Annotated in this window: 8 protein-coding genes and 1 pseudogene; 3 read left to right on the top strand and 6 right to left on the bottom strand. The window is 66.2% G+C overall.

Annotated elements, in window-relative coordinates; translation table 11 throughout:
- Position 1 precedes the first annotated feature (1 nt).
- From OG884_RS00090 to OG884_RS00065, 6 genes are all read right to left on the bottom strand, one after another.
- A complete protein-coding gene (locus tag OG884_RS00090) occupies positions 2-700 on the bottom strand; it encodes a 2-hydroxychromene-2-carboxylate isomerase (protein WP_326640864.1) in 699 nt (232 codons plus the stop codon).
- Positions 701-849: 149 nt separating this feature from the next.
- Positions 850-1,236 (bottom strand): hypothetical protein, encoded by a 387-nt coding sequence (locus tag OG884_RS00085; RefSeq protein WP_326640862.1) that lies wholly within the window; start codon positions 1,234-1,236, stop codon positions 850-852.
- A gap of 1 nt (position 1,237) precedes the next feature.
- Positions 1,238-2,329, bottom strand: a complete 1,092-nt coding sequence (locus OG884_RS00080; RefSeq protein WP_326640860.1) for a beta-ketoacyl synthase N-terminal-like domain-containing protein — start codon at positions 2,327-2,329, stop codon at positions 1,238-1,240.
- Complete coding sequence (locus OG884_RS00075; protein WP_326640858.1) at positions 2,326-3,546, bottom strand: beta-ketoacyl-[acyl-carrier-protein] synthase family protein; 1,221 nt, start codon at positions 3,544-3,546, stop codon at positions 2,326-2,328. Before OG884_RS00075 ends, OG884_RS00080 begins: the two co-directional genes overlap by 4 nt.
- 31 nt (positions 3,547-3,577) lie before the next feature.
- Positions 3,578-3,829, bottom strand: coding sequence for an acyl carrier protein (locus tag OG884_RS00070; protein ID WP_326640856.1), 252 nt, complete (start codon positions 3,827-3,829; stop codon positions 3,578-3,580).
- A 41-nt stretch (positions 3,830-3,870) separates the two neighbouring features.
- Entirely contained in the window at positions 3,871-4,080 is a 210-nt protein-coding gene (locus tag OG884_RS00065) for an MbtH family protein (RefSeq protein ID WP_326640854.1), read from the bottom strand.
- Between the two features lie 591 nt (positions 4,081-4,671).
- Between OG884_RS00065 and sbnA the strand changes: the two genes are divergently transcribed.
- The 3 genes and pseudogenes from sbnA (at position 4,672) to OG884_RS00050 (ending at position 19,470) form a co-directional block, all read left to right on the top strand.
- Entirely contained in the window at positions 4,672-5,652 is a 981-nt protein-coding gene (gene sbnA, locus OG884_RS00060) for a 2,3-diaminopropionate biosynthesis protein SbnA (protein WP_326640852.1), read from the top strand.
- A gap of 38 nt (positions 5,653-5,690) precedes the next feature.
- Positions 5,691-14,972, top strand: a pseudogene (locus OG884_RS00055) (AMP-binding protein); the annotation flags it as partial.
- A 22-nt stretch (positions 14,973-14,994) separates the two neighbouring features.
- Positions 14,995-19,470 carry an amino acid adenylation domain-containing protein gene (locus OG884_RS00050; protein WP_442811755.1) on the top strand — a complete coding sequence of 1,492 codons (4,476 nt, stop codon included), beginning with the start codon at positions 14,995-14,997 and terminating at the stop codon, positions 19,468-19,470.
- The last annotated feature ends 249 nt before the right edge of the window (positions 19,471-19,719 follow it).

The following is a 19,719-nucleotide window of genomic DNA, read 5'->3' as shown; positions in this document are numbered from 1 at the left end:
GTCAGCCGCAACCGCCCGCGTGGCCGGCGTCTCCGGCTGCGGCCGGCGGCACCACCGTCTCGATCGGCTCGGGCTGCGGCGCCCATGTGCCACGGACCGATGCCACGAAGTCCAGTACCCGGTCGGCGCCCCAGAACTTGTCGCGCCCGTTCATGAACATGGGCACTCCGAACACGCCGTCCTTCTCGATATTCTTCAGGTAGGCAACGCTCCGCGCCTGCATCAATGGATCCTCATGGGCACCCGCGATGCGGACCGGGTCGAGGCCGATCTCCTTGGCGACAGCGGCGACAACGTCAGGATCGGAGATGTTGAGGCCGTTCTCCCAGCGGGCGCGGTAGGTCGCCGCGACGAACTCCTCGCCCTTGCCCTCGTCCAGCGCCGCCAGGTAGCCGAGGTGTGCCACGTCCCATTCCGGGTCCTTGTCGACAGGCCAGGTCATGGTCAGCCCTCTGGCCCGGGCCAGCCGACGTACGTCCTGGAGGATGTAGAGGTGTTTTGCCTTGGACATGACCGTGTAGGGCAGTTCGATCCCCTGCTCGGCCACCAGACGCGAGCACTCCTCACCGGGTTCCCACATCGGTAGCCACTCTACGGCGGCCAGAACGTCCGGGTGGTGCGCGAGCAGGTCACGATAGGCGATCCAGGAATACGGGCTACGCAGTGAGAAGTACCACTTCAGCCGCTTGGGTTTGGCCATCGAATCATCAGTCCGTTTCTATCGCGTTCATTGACTGCACAACGTCTCCTGCGGCAAGAAGATTGGACCGAGGCCGGCTTCTACGCGGGCGCCCCACTCCCGCACGGCCGATACCCCGAGAGCCGCCGCTGACAATGGCGACCCTGGACTCAATGGTCATGTCCGCCTGTCGCTGCACGCAGTTGTTCGGCGGGGCGGTAGGCCACCACCATTTTGGACACGGTGAACACGAGCTCGCCGCGCACGACGCATTCACCTTCAAAGATCACGGTCTCGCCCGCCTCCGCCGGCGCCGTGAGAAGCGCTCCGCGATGCACCACCTCCACCACGCACATGCCGGGGAAGATCGGGAATCCGGGGTAGTGACCGGCGAACACCGGCTCGTCCGGGCTGATCGTGATCGCCACCTCGTTGCCGGACAACAGGTGTATCTGTCCGGTAACCGGGCTGATCGTGATCGTCACCTCGTTGCCGGACAACGGGTGTATCTGTCCGGTAACCGGGCTGATCGCACTACGATTCACCGGCGGCGTCATGTCATCTCGCCAATCGGAGCAGGGCGCAGGCCACAACGCCGTGGTTGTCGACGGCTGTGACGACCGCGAGTTTTCCGGCGGCCTCCGGCGAACGCCTGGCCACACTGAGCACCGTCGCGATGCGAAACGCCGACGACGCTGCGCCGGTGTCGCCCAATAGGTCTGTCGCCGGCAGCCGCTGCACGGCGTCATCACCGAACATTCGCCGCAGGACCGCCTGCTCGTGGTCGCCCTCGATGCCCGTCATCGAGCCCGATGCAGCCCAAACGTCACCCGGCGCGGCCGGCACGCTGGACAGTGCGCCGCGGACAAGCGACTCGAGTGTGGCCCGCGGGTCTTGGTCCAGGTAGACCCGCGACCCGATGGCCAGCACCTCGGCCAGCGGCTCACGGCCCTCGCCGATGCCGGCCAGCGGCTCTACGAGGAAGAACGCGCAGCCCTCGCCGAGGGTGGAGGTTCCACCGTAATGGTGGTGCAGCCAGGCCCGTACGCTGGAGTACTCCTCCGCCGCGCCGACAAGGACCTTGCGTGCCCGGTTGTTGTCGAGCAGTCGGCGGGCGTAGTCCATCGCGAGCAGACCCGCGGTGTCACCGCCGGCGAGCGTGGCGTTGGGTCCGCGTAATTGGTGCCAGATAGCGCATTGGCCCGCGGCGCTGTTCATCACCGTGTTCAGCATCCGGCCCGGGTCCACTTGGTAGGGCAGTTCGGCGGCGGAGGACTCCCGGGCGAAATCCATCGCAGACTGCGCGCTGCCCATTGTGGTGCCCAGCACCAGTGCTGTGTCGGTGCCCGTCTCTACGACCTGATTGCCCTCGGCGTCGCTCAACACCAACCTGACCGTGCTCACCGCCAGGCCCGTCACCCGATCCATCGAACGGGTTCCCTTGCGCCCCAAGACGTCCTTCGCGGAGAAGTCCGGGACCAGGCAGGCGGTGGTCGCAGGTCCCGGCCACAGCTCGCGGTCGAGCGGAGCCACGGTGGGCTTGGCCGTGGAAACACCGTCCACGAAGGACTGCCGGCCGAGGCCGAACGGCGACACCGCGGACCATGCCGTGATCACAGGCCGGGCGGAGAGCAGAGGTGGGGCGTTCACCGGCCATCCTCTTTGACGTATTTGCCGAGGATCACGCTGGCGTTGTTGCCGCCGAACGCCAGCCCGTTGTTTTGCACCACGCGCAAGTCGGCGGCGACCGACGTGTTGGGCACGCAGTCGATCTCGCACCCGGGGTCGGTGACTCGATGGTTGATGGTCGGCGGGATGAATCCATGCGTGATGGCCAGTGCGCACGCGATGGAGCCCAGCGCGCTCGCGGCGCCCATGGTGTGGCCCAGCATGGACTTGATCGAGACGGTGCGCGGCGGCTTGTCGCCGTAGACCTGGCGGACGGCCCGAGATTCGGTGATGTCGTTGGCCTGCGTGCCGGTGCCGTGCGCGGAGACCAGGTCCACCTCGTGGGGCTTGACTCCTGCGTCGTCCAGCGCCAGCCTCATGCAGCGCTCGATGCTGGATTGGTTCGGCGCCACCTGATGGTATGCGTCGCAGTTCAGGCCGTAGCCAAGCACCTCGGCGTAGATGCGGGCACCACGTGCCAGCGCGGAGTCCAGGCTCTCCATCACCAGCACGCCCGCGCCCTCACCGGTCAGGATGCCTCTACGATCAGCGTCAAAGGGTTGGCAGACCTGCGGTGCGATGGCGCCCAGCCGGTAGAACGAGGCAAAGGTCTTGCGGCACATGGCGTCCGCGCCACCGCACAAGGCGAACTCGACGTCACCCGAGCGCACGGCATCGAAGCCGTCGCCGATGGCGTAGTTGCCCGCAGCGCAGGCCGTGCCGATGGTGTATGCGCTGACGTTGCTCATACGCAGCTCGCGAGCGATGGAGATGGACAACATTAGAGGGGGGACCCAGCGGCTCGTCGCCGGGGCCGTTGCCCTCACCCCCTCAGCGATCCGTGGCTCCATCAACACGTCGAGGTCGAACGGCTCTCCGTTGGTGGTGCCGACGGTGACCAGTCCACGCTTGCCGGCCAGTTCTTTCTCGTCCAGTCCCGCGTCGGTGACCGCCATCCTCGCCGCGGCGGCGGAGAACTGACTTGCCCTGCCCAACGTGGCCGGATCGATGTTGCGCAGCCAGACGGTCGGGTCGAATCCCATGACCTGGCAACCGTTGGCGTGCTCGAAGCCCGAGGTGTCGAACACGGAGATCGGCCTGGCGCCGCTACGGCCGGCCCGTAGTCCCTTCGCGAACTCCGCGCTCCCCAAGCCGATGCTGGATACCACCCCAAACCCGGTAAGCACCACCCTGTTCACGGGGCTTCCTCCTGCTTTCGCGGTTTCGGGCCTACCAGCCGGCAGCTTCGGCGGTTACCTCGTAGACGCCGTTGATGTTGATCATTCTGGGCAGTTCGGACTGCTCGATGACGATCCGGAACTCCTTCTCCAGCGCGGCGAGGATCTCGATCGCCCGCAGTGAGTCGGCCTCGTGGTCCTCGATGAACAGACTGGATTCGGTAACCTCGTCCTCTTCAAGCTCCAGGACCTCGCAGACGATCTCCCTGATCCTGGCGGCACGCTCGTTGGTTATGGCGGTCATCTTGTGCTCCTTGATCTCTGCCGGAAGGAAACGCGGTTCGTTCAGGTGTTGTGCAGGGCTATCAGTGACAGGGGCCGCATGTCGGTCCAGTTCTCGGTGACGAACCTCAGCGCCTGCTCCCGGCTGCCCGGCCCGAACACCTGACGCCAGCCGTCGGGCACGGCTGCGAACTCCGGCCACAAACTGTGCTGGCCCTCGGCGTTGACCAACACCAGGTACGTGCCGGCCTCGTCATCAAAAGGATTGGTCATCCAAGTGCTCCCTATCTCTCAGTGGACGGCAAAGTCGCGGGTGACGGCGACCACCGAATCGGTGACGTCCCTTGACTCATCAGAAGCCGGCCACAGCACGGCCCGCGCGACGTCACGCGCCCGCGTCGGCCGGTTAGTTGATTGGCTCGCTGTGAACACCCGCTCACTGACGTCCACTGCGTCTGCGATAGTTACTAGTTGCCGCCGACGCCGGCTCGGGTAGCCGCCGCGCGTCCAGCCTTCCGTGGGGCTGGTACCGCCGTGCCGGACATGAACGACTCCCTAGGCTCACGACGAAAGTGACTATATCGAGGACCAATCAAGGAAATCACTAGTGATTCCCTTAGAAGCGACCGGATATCGTACGCTTCGGTGAGTCAAGCCTCCGTTGAGGGCCACTTTCTGTGATTGAGGGTCGTCTATGTCCGGTAAGGCGGCGGCGCCGACTTTCTCCGTTATATCCGGCACTCAGGTAAGTCATGCGCTGGTTCGACGAGATCGGTGTGCACGGCGGACTTGTGGCGGTCGACGGGTTCTTCCATGAGTTGACGCGTTACGGCAAGGGCTGAGGCTGCAGAAGAGGACCATGGCGTGCCAATCATTTCCGCTCCACAGGACTTTCACGTCGAAGATCTTTACGTTGCGTTGGAGGGGCTGCTCGGCCGGGCACTTCATCTGAAGTGCGAGGGGTTCAACTTCGCGGGCTCCGGGAAGCTCAAGGCCGCTTCGGAAATGATCTCGGCCGCCGAGCACAGTGGTTTGCTCGATCACAGCTCGGTGCTCATCGAGTCGTCGTCGGGCAACATGGGTGTGGCGCTGAGCATGATCGCGGCGAGCAGGGGTTACACGTTCGTGTGTGTCACCGATCCTCGGTGCAACCTGACCACCAAGCGGCTGATGGAGTCTTTGGGCAGTCAGGTGCATACGATTACCGAGCCGGACGACGACGGGGGCTTTCTTGGCGCACGGTTGTCCTATATCCGTACGTTATGTGCGTCTGATGATCGTTACCTCTGGCTTGACCAGTACCGCAACCCCAATAACTGGCAAGCGCATTATCGGCGGACGGCGCCTGCGATCAGTCGCCGGTTCCCGGAGTTGGACGTGCTGTTTGTCGGTGCGGGTACGACCGGGACGTTGATGGGCTGTGCGCGCTGGTTTGGTGAGTTCGCGCCGCAGGTGCGGGTGGTTGCTGTGGACAGTGTCGGTTCGGTGACGTTCGGCGGGCCGCCCGGTCGGCGTATGATCCCTGGTCTTGGTACCAGCGAGCGGCAGGTCCAGGTCGACGAGTCCTATCTGTGCGATGTGGTGTATGTGTCCGAGCCGGACACGGTCCGGATGTGCCATCGGCTCGCGAAGAAGGGGTTTTTGTTCGGGGGGTCGACCGGGACCGTGTGCAGCGGTGCGTTGCAGTGGCTCCAGGTGCACGATCCTGGTCATCACCTGTCCTCGGTGGCGGTTTCACCTGACCTTGGTGAGCGCTATCTGGACACGGTTTACCAGGAGAGCTGGGTGCGTGACGTCTACGGCGATGACGTGCTCGCGGGGGACCGGCGCGAGCCGGTTGGGTGAGTCCAGGGTTTCTACGCGTGTCGAGGAGCTTGTGGAAGATGAATGAGCTGCAGGGGTCAGGTTCTAGTTTGCCGTTGTCGGCTGCTCAGCTGGAGGTTTGGTTTGCCCAGCAGTTTGATCCTGATAATCCGATCTGGAATATCGCGGAGTATTACGTTATTGAGGGTGAGCTTGATGTAGCGCTGTTGGAGCGGGCTGTGCGGGTGGCCGTGGGGGAGGCGGAGTGCCTGCGGGTCCGGTTCGGCATTGTTGGTGATGAAGTGCGGCAGACGGTGGTTCCTTGTGAGGATTGGGAGTTCTCGGTCGTTGATTTCACGGGCGAGGTTGATCCTGATGGGGCGGCGCTGGGGTGGATGCGGGCTGATGCCGGGACTGCGGTGGCGTTGGATGCGCCGGTGTTGTTCCGGTTCGCGTTGCTGAGGGTTGGCCCGGATCGTGCGGTGTTGTATCAGCGTGCTCATCATTTGTTGTGGGATGGTTTTAGTGAGGCTTTGTTTGTCGCTCGTGTGGCGGGGATTTATACCGCGGTTCAGGAGGGCCGGTCGTACGGGGATGGTGTGTTTCCGCCGTTGGCGGGTTTGATCGAGGAGGAGCTGGCCTACCGGGAATCGGCGCGGTTCGAGAAGGATCGCGGGTTCTGGGCGGGGAGGTTCGCGGGGCCGGTGGAGTTGACGAGCATGTCGAGTCGGCCGATCACCGCGGTGCGCACCTTCGTGCGTCGTGGTGTGACTTTGGGGGTGGGGGTTGCGGAGCGGATGCGGGCGGTGGCGTGGGGGCATCGTGTCGCGTGGCCGACGTATCTGATCGCGGCGACGGCGTGTTATGTGCAGCGGGTTACCGGGGTTCGTGATGTGGTGTTGTCGTTGCCGGTGACCGCGCGTACGTCGGCTGTCGCCAAGGCGACTCCTGGCATGCGTGCGAATTTGGTGCCGTTGGTGTTGGCTGTTCGGCCGGGGATGGGCCGGGGTGATGTGCTGGCGCACGCGTCGCGGGAGGTGGGTCTCGTTGTGCGTCATCAGCGTTTCCGCACCCGGGAGATCCGGCAGATGATGGGACTGGGCCGCCACCGGATCGGCCCTGAGCTTAACGTGGCGAATATCTTCGGCCAGATGAGCTTCGGCACCGCGACGGTGAAGGTGTTCGACCTGACAACCGCGCCCAGCGACGATCTCACGATCATGGTGCACGACAGTGAGGACGGCGGCCTGCGCGTAGAGATAAATGCGAACACCGACCTGTATGACGAGGCTGATGTGGAGGCGCACCTCGCGCGTTTCACCGCCTTTCTGGACACGTTTACCGCTGCGCCTGCGGACCAGCCGCTGAGCGCCATTGATGTGCTCGGGCCGCAGGAGCGTCGCCGGTTGTTGGTGGAGTGGAATCCGCCTGCGGTCGAGGGTGGTTTCGCGGGTGTGGTGGAGCGGGTTCGTGAGCGGGCTGTGGCTGCCCCGGATGGTGTCGCGGTGTCGGATGATGCGGGTTCGGTGACGTATCGGGAGTTGGTGGGTCGGGCGAACGCGGTGGCCAAGAGGTTGCCGGCGGGTGCGTTGGTGGGGTTGCTGGGCGATCCGGGTGTCCGGTATGTGTCGGCGGTGCTGGGGGTGCTCGGTGCTGGGGGTGCGTATGTGCCGTTCGATCCGGATGCGCCGGTGGCCCGCACCGCGGCCCTGGTCGCCGACAGCGGCATCGGGGTGCTGATCGCGGCGCCGGAGTATTTGGATCTGGCCCGCGAGGCCGTCGGGGCCGGTGGTGTGCGGGTGCTGGTGTTCGACGATGCGGTGGACGGTGATCTGGCCCCGGCGCGCGGGGCTGAGGATGATCTGGCGTATGTGATGTTCACCTCGGGGTCGACGGGCCGGCCCAAGGGGGCGATGGTGCACCGGCGCGGGATGGTCAATCATCTGCTGGCCCAGGTGGAGAATCTTGGGCTGGACTCCTCGGATGTGGTGGTGCAGAACGCGCCGCTGACCTTCGTCGTCTCGGTGTGGCAGATGCTGGCCGCTCTGATCGTGGGGGGGCGGGTGCGGGTGGTCTCCCGGGAGACCGCGATGGATCCGCAACGGTTGTTCGGTGTTCCGGGTGTGACGGTGCTGGAGGTGGTGCCGTCCCTGTTGCGGGCTGCCCTGGATGTCGGGGTGACGGTGCCCGGGCCGGGGTTGCGGTGGCTGCTGGTCACCGGGGAGGCGTTGCCGGCGGAGTTGTGCCACCGGTGGCTCCAGCGTTTCCCGGCCGTTCCGGTGATGAACGCCTACGGCTCGACCGAGTGCTCCGATGATGTCACCCATGCGGTGATCCGTCACGCTGATGACGCCACGGGGTCGCGTACCCCGATCGGGCGGCCCATCCGCAACACCCAGCTCTATGTACTCGGTGATGACCTGCAGCCGGTTCCGGTGGGGGTGCCGGGTGAGTTGTATGTGGGCGGTGTGGGTGTCGGCCGCGGGTATCTGAACGACCCGGCCCGGACCGCGGCGGTGTTCGTGGCCAGCCCGTTCGGCCAGGGCCGGCTGTATCGGACCGGTGACCGGGTGGTGTATCGGCCGGACGGCCGGCTGGAGTTCCTGGAGCGCCGCGACTTCCAGGTGAAGATCCGCGGGCATCGGATCGAACTGGGTGAGATCGAGACCGCGATCCGGTCGGCCGACGGGGTGCGGAACGCGGTGGTGACCGCCGGTGAGCAGCATCTGGTCGCCTATGTGGTGGGCCAGGTCGAGCCTGACGCGCTCCAGGCACACGTCGCCACTCTGCTGCCGGACTACATGGTTCCCGCGGTGGTCATGGTCCTCGACGCATTACCGCTGAGCCCGAACGGCAAACTGGATCGTAAAGCGTTGCCGGCGCCGGACTTCACGGCCCTGTCTTCGGGTCGTGCCCCGCGCAACCCGCGGGAGGAGGCCCTGTGTTCGGTGTTCGCCGAGGTCCTCGATGTGGACTCGGTGGGCGTCGACGACAGTTTCTTCGACCTGGGTGGGCATTCACTGCTCGCGGTGAGGTTGATCAGCCGGATCCGTGGCGCGTTGGGTGTTGAGCTGTCGGTGCGGGATGTGTTCGACGCGCCGACGGTGGCGGGCCTGGCCGGGCGGATGGGTGATGAGGGTCGGCGCCGGCCGGTGCTGGTGGCCGGACCGCGGCCGGGCGAGTTGCCGTTGTCGTTCGGCCAGCGGCGGTTGTGGTTCCTCAACCTGCTCGAAGGGGCCTCGGCGACCTACACCATCCCGATGCTGCTCCGGCTGAGGGGCAGCCTGGACCGGGACGCCTTGGCCGCCGCCCTGGCCGATGTGGTGGAGCGGCACGAGGTGCTGCGCACGGTGTATCCGGAGGTCGACGGCCGGCCGGTGCAGGTCATCAGGAGCGACCGGCCTGAACTCGTGGTCAGGTCTGCCACCGAGACGGACCTCCCGGCCGCGATCGAGGCCGCATGCTTGGCCGGGTTCGATCTCACCGGCGAGTTGCCGATCCGCTCTCAGCTGTTCATCCTCGGTCCGACCGAGTCCGTGTTGCTGTTGGTGTTGCACCACATCGCCGGTGACGGCTGGTCGATGGCGCCGCTGGCGCGGGATTTCGCCGCGGCGTATGAGGCGCGTTGTTCGGGGACGGTGCCGGGGTGGAAGTCGTTGCCGGTGCAGTATGTGGATTACGCGTTGTGGCAGCGGGAGCTGCTGGGCGGTGAGGATGACGAGCGGAGTCTGATCTGCGAGCAGCTGGGGTTCTGGACCAAGGCGCTGGAGGGTCTGCCGGAGGAGATCGCGCTGCCGGCCGATCGGCCGCGTCCGGCGATCGCCAGCTACCGGGGTGACGCGTTTGAGTTCGTGCTCACTTCGGAACTCACGTCCGGGCTGGGCGTGCTGGCCAGGGAGAACAACGCGAGTCTGTTCATGGTGTTGCAGGCCGGGTTGTCTGCGTTGTTGAGCAAGCTGGGTGCGGGCACCGACGTCCCGCTGGGCAGCCCGGTCGCGGGCCGGACCGATGACGCCCTGGATGATCTTGTCGGGTTCTTCGTCAACACGCTGGTGTTGCGCACCGACTTGTCCGGTGATCCGACGGTTCGGGAGTTGCTGGGCCGGGTGCGAGATGCCGATTTGGCGGCGTTCGCGCATCAGGATGTGCCGTTCGAGCGGCTGGTCGATGTGCTCAACCCGGCCCGGTCCAGGTCGCGGCACCCGTTGTTCCAGGTGATGATGGTGCTGCAGAACAACGCGGCCGCACGGATCGAGCTGGCCGGCCTGGACGCCGGTGTCGACCCGCTCCGCCCCTCGGTTACGGACTTCGACCTGAATTTCGATTTCACCGAGCACGGTGATGGCAGCATCGGTGTGCTGGTCACGTATGCCACCGACCTGTTCGACCGCCCGACGGTTCAGCGGATGTCGGAGCAACTGGTCCGCGTTCTCGACAGCATGGCGTTTGATGCGGATGCGCCGTTGAGTGCGATCGATGTGCTCGGGCAGGAGGAGCGTCGCCGGTTGTTGGTGGAGTGGAATCCGCCGGCGGTCGAGGGTGGTTTCGCGGGTGTGGTGGAGCGGGTCCGTGAGCGGGCTGTGGCTGCTCCGGATGGTGTCGCGGTCACCGATGATGCGGGGTCGGTGTCGTATCGGGAGCTGGTCGCTCGGGCGAACGCGGTGGCCAAGAGGTTGCCGGCGGGTGCGTTGGTGGGGTTGCTGGGCGATCCGGGGGTCCGGTATGTGTCGGCGGTGCTGGGGGTGCTCGGCGCCGGGGGTGCGTATGTGCCCTTCGACCCGGGCGCGCCGGTGGCCCGCATAGCGGATCTGATCGCCGACAGCGGCATCGAGGTGTTGATCGCGGCGCCGGAGTATCTGGACTTGGCCCGTGAGGCCGTCGGGGCCGGTGGCGTGCGGGTGCTGGTGTTCGACGATGCGGTGGACGATGATCTGGCTCCGGTGCGGGGGGTTGGGGACGATCTGGCGTATGTGATCTACACGTCGGGGTCGACGGGCCGGCCCAAGGGGGCGATGGTGCACCGGCGGGGGATGGTCAATCATCTGCTGGCCAAGGTGGAGGATCTCGGGCTGGATTCGTCGGATGTGGTGGTGCAGAGCGCGCCGTTGACGTTCGACATCTCGGTGTGGCAGATGCTGGCCGCTCTGATCGTGGGGGGGCGGGTGCGGGTGGTCTCCCGGGAGAGCGCGATGGATCCGCAACGGTTGTTCGGTGTTTCGGGTGTGACGGTGCTGGAGGTGGTGCCCTCTCTGCTGCGGGCTGCTCTGGATGTGTGGGATGGGGGTGTCTCGGTTCCTGAGTTGGGGTTGCGGTGGCTGGTGTCGGCTGGGGAGGCGTTGCCGGCGGAGTTGTGCCGCCGCTGGCTTCAGCGTTACCCGGCCGTCCCGGTGATGAACGCCTATGGCCCGACCGAGTGCTCCATCGACGTCACCCACGCGGTGATCGCCAACCCCGATGACGTCGCGGGGCTGCGTACCCCGATCGGCCGGCCCATCCGCAACACCCAGGTCTATGTGCTGGGTGATGACCTGCAGCCGGTTCCGGTGGGGGTGCCGGGTGAGTTGTATGTGGGCGGTGTGGGTGTCGGCCGCGGGTATCTGAACGATGCCGCCCGGACTGCGGCGGTGTTCGTGGCCAGCCCGTTCGGTGGGGGCCGGTTGTATCGGACCGGTGACCGGGTGGTGTATCGGCCGGACGGCCGGCTGGAGTTCCTGGAGCGCCGCGACTTCCAGGTGAAGATTCGTGGGCACCGGATCGAGCTGGGTGAGATCGAGACCGCGATCCGGTCGGCCGACGGGGTGCGGAACACGGTGGTGACCGCCGATCGGCAGCGCCTGGTCGCCTACGTGGTACCGGCGGCCGGGCCGCTGGATACCGCTGTGTTGAGGGAGTATCTGACCGGTTTGCTGCCGGAATACATGCTGCCTTCGGTCTATGTCACGCTGGATGAGCTGCCCTTGTCGTCGAACGGCAAGCTGGATCGTAAAGCGTTGCCGGCGCCGGACTTCACGGCCCTGTCTTCGGGGCGTGGCCCGCGCAACCCGCGGGAAGAGGCCCTGTGTGCGGTGTTCGCCGAGGTCCTCGATGTGGACTCGGTGGGCGTCGACGACAACTTCTTCGATCTGGGTGGGCATTCGCTGATCGCGGTGAGGTTGACCAGCCGGATCCGTGGCGTGTTGGGTGTTGAGCTGTCGGTGCGGGATGTGTTCGACGCGCCGACGGTGGCGGGTCTGGCCGGGCGGATGGGTGATGAGGGTCGGCGCCGGCCGGTGCTGGTGGCCGGGCCGCGGCCGGGTGAGTTGCCGTTGTCGTTCGGTCAGCGGCGGTTGTGGTTCCTCAACCTGCTCGAAGGGGCCTCGGCGACCTACAACATCCCGATGCTGCTCCGGCTGAGGGGCAGCCTGGACCAGGACGCATTGGCGCAGGCCCTGGCCGATGTGGTAGAGCGGCACGAGGTGCTGCGCACGGTATATCCGGAGGTCGACGGCCGGCCGGTGCAGGTCATCAGGAGCGACAGGCCCGAACTCGTGGTCAGGTCTGCCACCGAGGCGGAACTCCCGGCCGCGATCGAGACTGCTTGCTCGACGGGTTTTGACCTGACCGCGGAGTTGCCGGTGCGGGCCGAGCTGTTGGTGCTCGGCAAGTCTGAGTATGTGCTGCTTGTCGTGTTGCACCACATCGCCAGTGACGGCTGGTCGATGGCGCCGCTGGCGCGGGATTTCGCCGCGGCGTATGAGGCGCGCTGTTCGGGGATGGCGCCGGGGTGGAAGTCGTTGCCGGTGCAGTATGTGGATTACGCGTTGTGGCAGCGGGAGCTGCTGGGCAGCGAGGATGACGAGCGGAGCCTGATCTCCGAGCAGCTGGCCTTCTGGACCAAGACGCTGGAGGGGTTGCCGGAGGAGATCGCGCTGCCGGCCGATCGGCCGCGTCCGGCGATCGCCAGCTACCGGGGTGACGCGTTTGAGTTCGTGCTCACTTCGGAACTCACGTCCGGGCTGGGCGTGCTGGCCAGGGAGAACAACGCGAGTCTGTTCATGGTGTTGCAGGCCGGGTTGTCTGCGTTGTTGAGCAAGCTGGGTGCGGGCACCGACGTCCCGCTGGGCAGCCCGGTCGCGGGCCGGACCGATGACGCCCTGGATGATCTTGTCGGGTTCTTCGTCAACACGCTGGTGTTGCGTACCGACTTGTCCGGTGATCCGACGGTTCGGGAGTTGCTGGGCCGGGTGCGGGATGCCGATTTGGCGGCGTTCGCGCATCAGGATGTGCCGTTCGAGCGGCTGGTCGATGTGCTCAACCCGGCCCGGTCCAGGTCGCGGCACCCGTTGTTCCAGGTGATGATGGTGCTGCAGAACAACGCGGCCGCACGGATCGAGCTGGCCGGCCTGGACGCCGGTGTCGACCCGCTCCGCCCCTCGGTTTCGGACTTCGACCTGACTTTCGGTTTCACCGAGCACGGTGATGGCGGTGTCGGTGTGCTGGTCACGTATGCCACCGACCTGTTCGACCGCGCGACCGTTCAGGAGATTTCAGCCCGGCTGGAGCGGGTGTTGAACGGCATGGCATCTGGCGTGGACGCGCCGTTGAGTGCGATCGATGTGCTCGGGCAGGAGGAGCGTCGCCGGTTGTTGGTGGAGTGGAATCCGCCGGCGGTCGAGGGTGGTTTCGCGGGTGTGGTGGAGCGGGTTCGTGAGCGGGCTGTGGCTGCTCCGGATGGTGTCGCGGTCACCGATGATGCGGGGTCGGTGTCGTATCGGGAGCTGGTGGGTCGGGCGAACGCGGTGGCCAAGAGGTTGCCGGCGGGTGCGTTGGTGGGGTTGCTGGGCGATCCGGGGGTCCGGTATGTGTCGGCGGTGCTGGGGGTGCTCGGCGCCGGGGGTGCGTATGTGCCCTTCGACCCGGGCGCGCCGGTGGCCCGCATAGCGGATCTGATCGCCGACAGCGGCATCGAGGTGTTGATCGCGGCGCCGGAGTATCTGGACTTGGCCCGTGAGGCCGTCGGGGCCGGTGGCGTGCGGGTGCTGGTGTTCGACGATGCGGTGGACGATGATCTGGCTCCGGTGCGGGGGGTTGGGGACGATCTGGCGTATGTGATCTACACGTCGGGGTCGACGGGCCGGCCCAAGGGGGCGATGGTGCACCGGCGGGGGATGGTCAATCATCTGCTGGCCAAGGTGGAGGATCTCGGGCTGGATTCGTCGGATGTGGTGGTGCAGAGCGCGCCGTTGACGTTCGACATCTCGGTGTGGCAGATGCTGGCCGCTCTGATCGTGGGGGCGGGTGCGGGTGGTCTCCCGGGAGAGCGCGATGGATCCGCAACGGTTGTTCGGTGTTTCGGGTGTGACGGTGCTGGAGGTGGTGCCCTCTCTGCTGCGGGCTGCTTTGGATGTGTGGGATGGGGGTGTCTCGGTTCCTGAGTTGGGGTTGCGGTGGCTGGTGTCGGCTGGGGAGGCGTTGCCGGCGGAGTTGTGCCGCCGCTGGCTTCAGCGTTACCCGGCCGTCCCGGTGATGAACGCCTATGGCCCGACCGAGTGCTCCATCGACGTCACCCACGCGGTGATCGCCAACCCCGATGACGTCGCGGGGCTGCGTACCCCGATCGGCCGGCCCATCCGCAACACCCAGGTCTATGTGCTGGGTGATGATCTGCAGCCGGTTCCGGTGGGGGTGCCGGGTGAGTTGTATGTGGGCGGTGTGGGTGTCGGCCGCGGGTATCTGAACGATGCCGCCCGGACTGCGGCGGTGTTCGTGGCCAGCCCGTTCGGTGGGGGCCGGTTGTATCGGACCGGTGACCGGGTGGTGTATCGGCCGGACGGCCGGCTGGAGTTCTTGGAGCGCCGCGACTTCCAGGTGAAGATTCGTGGGCACCGGATCGAGCTGGGTGAGATCGAGACCGCGATCCGGTCGGCCGACGGGGTGCGGAACACGGTGGTGACCGCCGATCGGCAGCGCCTGGTCGCCTACGTGGTACCGGCGGCCGGGCCGCTGGATACCGCTGTGTTGAGGGAGTATCTGACCGGTTTGCTGCCGGAATACATGCTGCCTTCGGTCTATGTCACGCTGGATGAGCTGCCCTTGTCGTCGAACGGCAAGCTGGATCGTAAAGCGTTGCCGGCGCCGGACTTCACGGCCCTGTCTTCGGGGCGTGGCCCGCGCAACCCGCGGGAAGAGGCCCTGTGTGCGGTGTTCGCCGAGGTCCTCGATGTGGACTCGGTGGGCGTCGACGACAACTTCTTCGATCTGGGTGGGCATTCGCTGATCGCGGTGAGGTTGACCAGCCGGATCCGTGGCGTGTTGGGTGTTGAGCTGTCGGTGCGGGATGTGTTCGACGCGCCGACGGTGGCGGGTCTGGCCGGGCGGATGGGTGATGAGGGTCGGCGCCGGCCGGTGCTGGTGGCCGGACCGCGGCCGGGCGAGTTGCCGTTGTCGTTCGGCCAGCGGCGGTTGTGGTTCCTCAACCTGCTCGAAGGGGCCTCGGCGACCTACACCATCCCGATGCTGCTCCGGCTGAGGGGCAGCCTGGACCGGGACGCCTTGGCCGCCGCCCTGGCCGATGTGGTGGAGCGGCACGAGGTGCTGCGCACGGTGTATCCGGAGGTCGACGGCCGGCCGGTGCAGGTCATCAGGAGCGACCGGCCTGAACTCGTGGTCAGGTCTGCCACCGAGACGGACCTCCCGGCCGCGATCGAGGCCGCATGCTTGGCCGGGTTCGATCTCACCGGCGAGTTGCCGATCCGCTCTCAGCTGTTCATCCTCGGTCCGACCGAGTCCGTGTTGCTGTTGGTGTTGCACCACATCGCCGGTGACGGCTGGTCGATGGCGCCGCTGGCGCGGGATTTCGCCGCGGCGTATGAGGCGCGTTGTTCGGGGATGGTGCCGGGGTGGAAGTCGTTGCCGGTGCAGTATGTGGATTACGCGTTGTGGCAGCGGGAGCTGCTGGGCGGTGAGGATGACGAGCGGAGTCTGATCTGCGAGCAGCTGGGGTTCTGGACCAGGGCGCTGGAGGGTCTGCCGGAGGAGATCGCGCTGCCGGCCGATCGGCCGCGTCCGGCGATCGCCAGCTACCGGGGTGACGCGTTTGAGTTCGTGCTCACTTCGGAACTCACGGCCGGGCTGGGCGTGCTGGCCAGGGAGAACAACGCGAGTCTGTTCATGGTGTTGCAGGCCGGGTTGTCTGTGTTGTTGAGCAAGCTGGGTGCGGGCACCGACGTCCCGCTGGGCAGCCCGGTGGCGGGTCGGACCGATGACGCCCTGGATGATCTTGTGGGGTTCTTCGTCAACACGCTGGTGTTGCGTGCGGATCTGTCTGGTGATCCGACGGTTCGGGAGTTGCTGGGCCGGGTGCGGGATGCCGATTTGGCGGCGTTCGCGCATCAGGATGTGCCGTTCGAGCGGCTGGTCGATGTGCTCAACCCGGCCCGGTCCAGGTCGCGGCACCCGTTGTTCCAGGTGATGATGGTGCTGCAGAACAACGCGGCCGCACGGATCGAGGTGGCCGGCCTGGACGCCGGTGTCGACCCGCTCCGCCCCTCGGTTACGGACTTCGACCTGACTTTCGGTTTCACCGAGCACGGTGATGGCGGTGTCGGTGTGCTGGTCACGTATGCCACCGACCTGTTCGACCGCGCGACGGTTCAGCGGATGTCGGAGCGACTGGTCCGCGTTCTCGACAGCATGGCGTTTGATGCGGATGCGCCGTTGAGTGCGATCGATGTGCTCGGGCAGGAGGAGCGTCGCCGGTTGTTGGTGGAGTGGAATTCGTCGGCGGTCGAGGGTGGTTTCGCGGGTGTGGTGGAGCGGGTTCGTGAGCGGGCTGTGGCTGCTCCGGATGGTGTCGCGGTCACCGATGATGCGGGGTCGGTGTCGTATCGGGAGCTGGTCGCTCGGGCGAACGCGGTGGCCAAGAGGTTGCCGGCGGGTGCGTTGGTGGGGTTGCTGGGCGATCCGGGTGTCCGGTATGTGTCGGCGGTGCTGGGGGTGCTCGGCGCCGGGGGTGCGTATGTGCCCTTCGACCCGGGCGCGCCGGTGGCCCGCATAGCGGATCTGATCGCCGACAGCGGCATCGAGGTGTTGATCGCGGCGCCGGAGTATCTGGACTTGGCCCGTGAGGCCGTCGGGGCCGGTGGCGTGCGGGTGCTGGTGTTCGACGATGCGGTGGACGATGATCTGGCTCCGGTGCGGGGGGTTGGGGACGATCTGGCGTATGTGATCTACACGTCGGGGTCGACGGGCCGGCCCAAGGGGGCGATGGTGCACCGGCGGGGGATGGTCAATCATCTGCTGGCCAAGGTGGAGGATCTCGGGCTGGATTCGTCGGATGTGGTGGTGCAGAGCGCGCCGTTGACGTTCGACATCTCGGTGTGGCAGATGCTGGCCGCTCTGATCGTGGGGGGGCGGGTGCGGGTGGTCTCCCGGGAGAGCGCGATGGATCCGCAACGGTTGTTCGGTGTTTCGGGTGTGACGGTGCTGGAGGTGGTGCCCTCTCTGCTGCGGGCTGCTTTGGATGTGTGGGATGGGGGTGTCTCGGTTCCTGAGTTGGGGTTGCGGTGGCTGGTGTCGGCTGGGGAGGCGTTGCCGGCGGAGTTGTGCCGCCGCTGGCTTCAGCGTTACCCGGCCGTCCCGGTGATGAACGCCTATGGCCCGACCGAGTGCTCCATCGACGTCACCCACGCGGTGATCGCCAACCCCGATGACGTCGCGGGGCTGCGTACCCCGATCGGCCGGCCCATCCGCAACACCCAGGTCTATGTGCTGGGTGATGATCTGCAGCCGGTTCCGGTGGGGGTGCCGGGTGAGTTGTATGTGGGCGGTGTGGGTGTCGGCCGCGGGTATCTGAACGATGCCGCCCGGACTGCGGCGGTGTTCGTGGCCAGCCCGTTCGGTGGGGGCCGGTTGTATCGGACCGGTGACCGGGTGGTGTATCGGCCGGACGGCCGGCTGGAGTTCTTGGAGCGCCGCGACTTCCAGGTGAAGATTCGTGGGCACCGGATCGAGCTGGGTGAGATCGAGACCGCGATCCGGTCGGCCGACGGGGTGCGGAACACGGTGGTGACCGCCGATCGGCAGCGCCTGGTCGCCTACGTGGTACCGGCGGCCGGGCCGCTGGATACCGCTGTGTTGAGGGAGTATCTGACCGGTTTGCTGCCGGAATACATGCTGCCTTCGGTCTATGTCACGCTGGATGAGCTGCCCTTGTCGTCGAACGGCAAGCTGGATCGTAAAGCGTTGCCGGCGCCGGACTTCACGGCCCTGTCTTCGGGGCGTGGCCCGCGCAACCCGCGGGAAGAGGCCCTGTGTGCGGTGTTCGCCGAGGTCCTCGATGTGGACTCGGTGGGCGTCGACGACAACTTCTTCGATCTGGGTGGGCATTCACTGATCGCGGTGAGGTTGACCAGCCGGATCCGTGGCGTGTTGGGTGTTGAGCTGTCGGTGCGGGATGTGTTCGACGCGCCGACGGTGGCGGGTCTGGCCGGGCGGATGGGTGATGAGGGCCGGAGCCGGCCGGTGCTGGTGGCCGGGCCGCGGCCGGGTGAGTTGCCGTTGTCGTTCGGTCAGCGGCGGTTGTGGTTCCTCAACCTGCTCGAAGGGGCCTCGGCGACCTACACCATGCCGTTGGTTTTGCGGTTGAGCGGTGAGCCGGACCGGGACGCATTGGCGCAGGCCCTGGCCGATGTGGTAGAGCGGCACGAGGTACTGCGCACAGTGTATCCGGAGGTCGACGGCCAACTAGTGCAAGAGATCAAGGGCCAGGGGCCTGTGCTGGTGGTCAGAGCGATAACTGAGGCTAAGTTGCCGGGCGCGATCCAGACCGCATGCTTGGCCGGGTTCGATCTCACCGGCGAGTTGCCGATCCGCTCTCAGCTGTTCATCCTCGGTCCGACCGAGTCCGTGTTGCTGTTGGTGTTGCACCACATCGCCGGTGACGGCTGGTCGATGGCGCCGCTGGCGCGTGATTTCGCCGCGGCGTATGAGGCGCGCTGTTCGGGGATGGCGCCGCAGTGGAAGCCGTTGCCGGTGCAGTATGTGGATTACGCGTTGTGGCAGCGGGAGCTGCTGGGCAGCGAGGATGATGAGCGGAGCCTGATTTCGGAGCAGCTGGCCTTCTGGACCAAGGCGCTCGACGGTCTGCCGGAGGAGATCGCGCTGCCGGCCGATCGGCCGCGTCCGGCGATCGCCAGCTACCAGGCTGACGCGTTCGAGTTCGTGCTCACTTCGGAACTCACGTCCGGGCTGGGCGTGCTGGCCAGGGAGAACAACGCGAGCCTGTTCATGGTGTTGCAGGCTGGGCTGTCTGTGTTGTTGAGCAAGCTGGGCGCGGGCACCGACATCCCGCTGGGCAGCCCGGTCGCGGGCCGGACCGATGACGCCCTGGATGATCTTGTCGGGTTCTTCGTCAACACGCTGGTGTTGCGCACCGACTTGTCCGGTGATCCGACGGTGCGGGAGCTGCTGGGCCGGGTGCGGGATGCCGATCTGGCGGCGTTCGCGCACCAGGACGTGCCGTTCGAGCGGCTGGTCGAGGTGATCAACCCGGCCCGGTCCAGGTCGCGGCACCCGCTGTTCCAGGTCGTGATGGTGCTGCAGAACAACGCGGCCGCACAGGCCGAACTGGCCGGACTGGAGGCGATCGCCAAACCGCTCACCACTCCGACCGCTGACGACGACTTGTATTTCGATTTCACCGAACACGACGACGGCGGTATCGGTGTGCTGGTCACGTACGCCACCGACCTGTTCGACCGCCCGACAGTTCAGCGGATTTCGGCCGGGCTGGAGCGGGTGTTGAGCGGCATGGTGTCTGATGTGGACGCCCCGCTGAGCGCGATCGATATGTTCGGCCGGCCCACCTCGGCGACGAGGTAGCGGAGATCTGGTTTTCCCGGCCAATCAAGGGCGGCCTGAAGTTGACCGGTGGCAAGAATTCGTGGCTCATTTCCCGCCATGATAAGCAGATGCCGCCCTGTTAAATGAAAATCATGTGAACACGATTCAGGTTCCGGTGAACTAATCCGGTGTGTTTACTAGTGATTTCCTTAGAAAAGTCCGGATATGGTGAGCAAGCCTCAGTCGAGGGCCGTTTCATGGCGATGGGAGTCGTCTGTGTCCGGTGAG

This window comes from Streptosporangium sp. NBC_01755 (assembly GCF_035917995.1).
Classification (GTDB): domain Bacteria; phylum Actinomycetota; class Actinomycetes; order Streptosporangiales; family Streptosporangiaceae; genus Streptosporangium.
This window is presented reverse-complemented; position numbering and strand designations above follow the sequence as displayed.

What these genes read in the sequence shown, in the direction of transcription:
- OG884_RS00090 (WP_326640864.1), bottom strand. Translation starts at nt 700, where the DNA reads ATGGCCAAACCCAAGCGGCTGAAGTGGTACTTCTCACTGCGTAGCCCG.
- OG884_RS00085 (WP_326640862.1), bottom strand. Translation starts at nt 1,236, where the DNA reads ATGACGCCGCCGGTGAATCGTAGTGCGATCAGCCCGGTTACCGGACAG.
- OG884_RS00070 (WP_326640856.1), bottom strand. Translation starts at nt 3,829, where the DNA reads ATGACCGCCATAACCAACGAGCGTGCCGCCAGGATCAGGGAGATCGTC.
- OG884_RS00065 (WP_326640854.1), bottom strand. Translation starts at nt 4,080, where the DNA reads ATGACCAATCCTTTTGATGACGAGGCCGGCACGTACCTGGTGTTGGTC.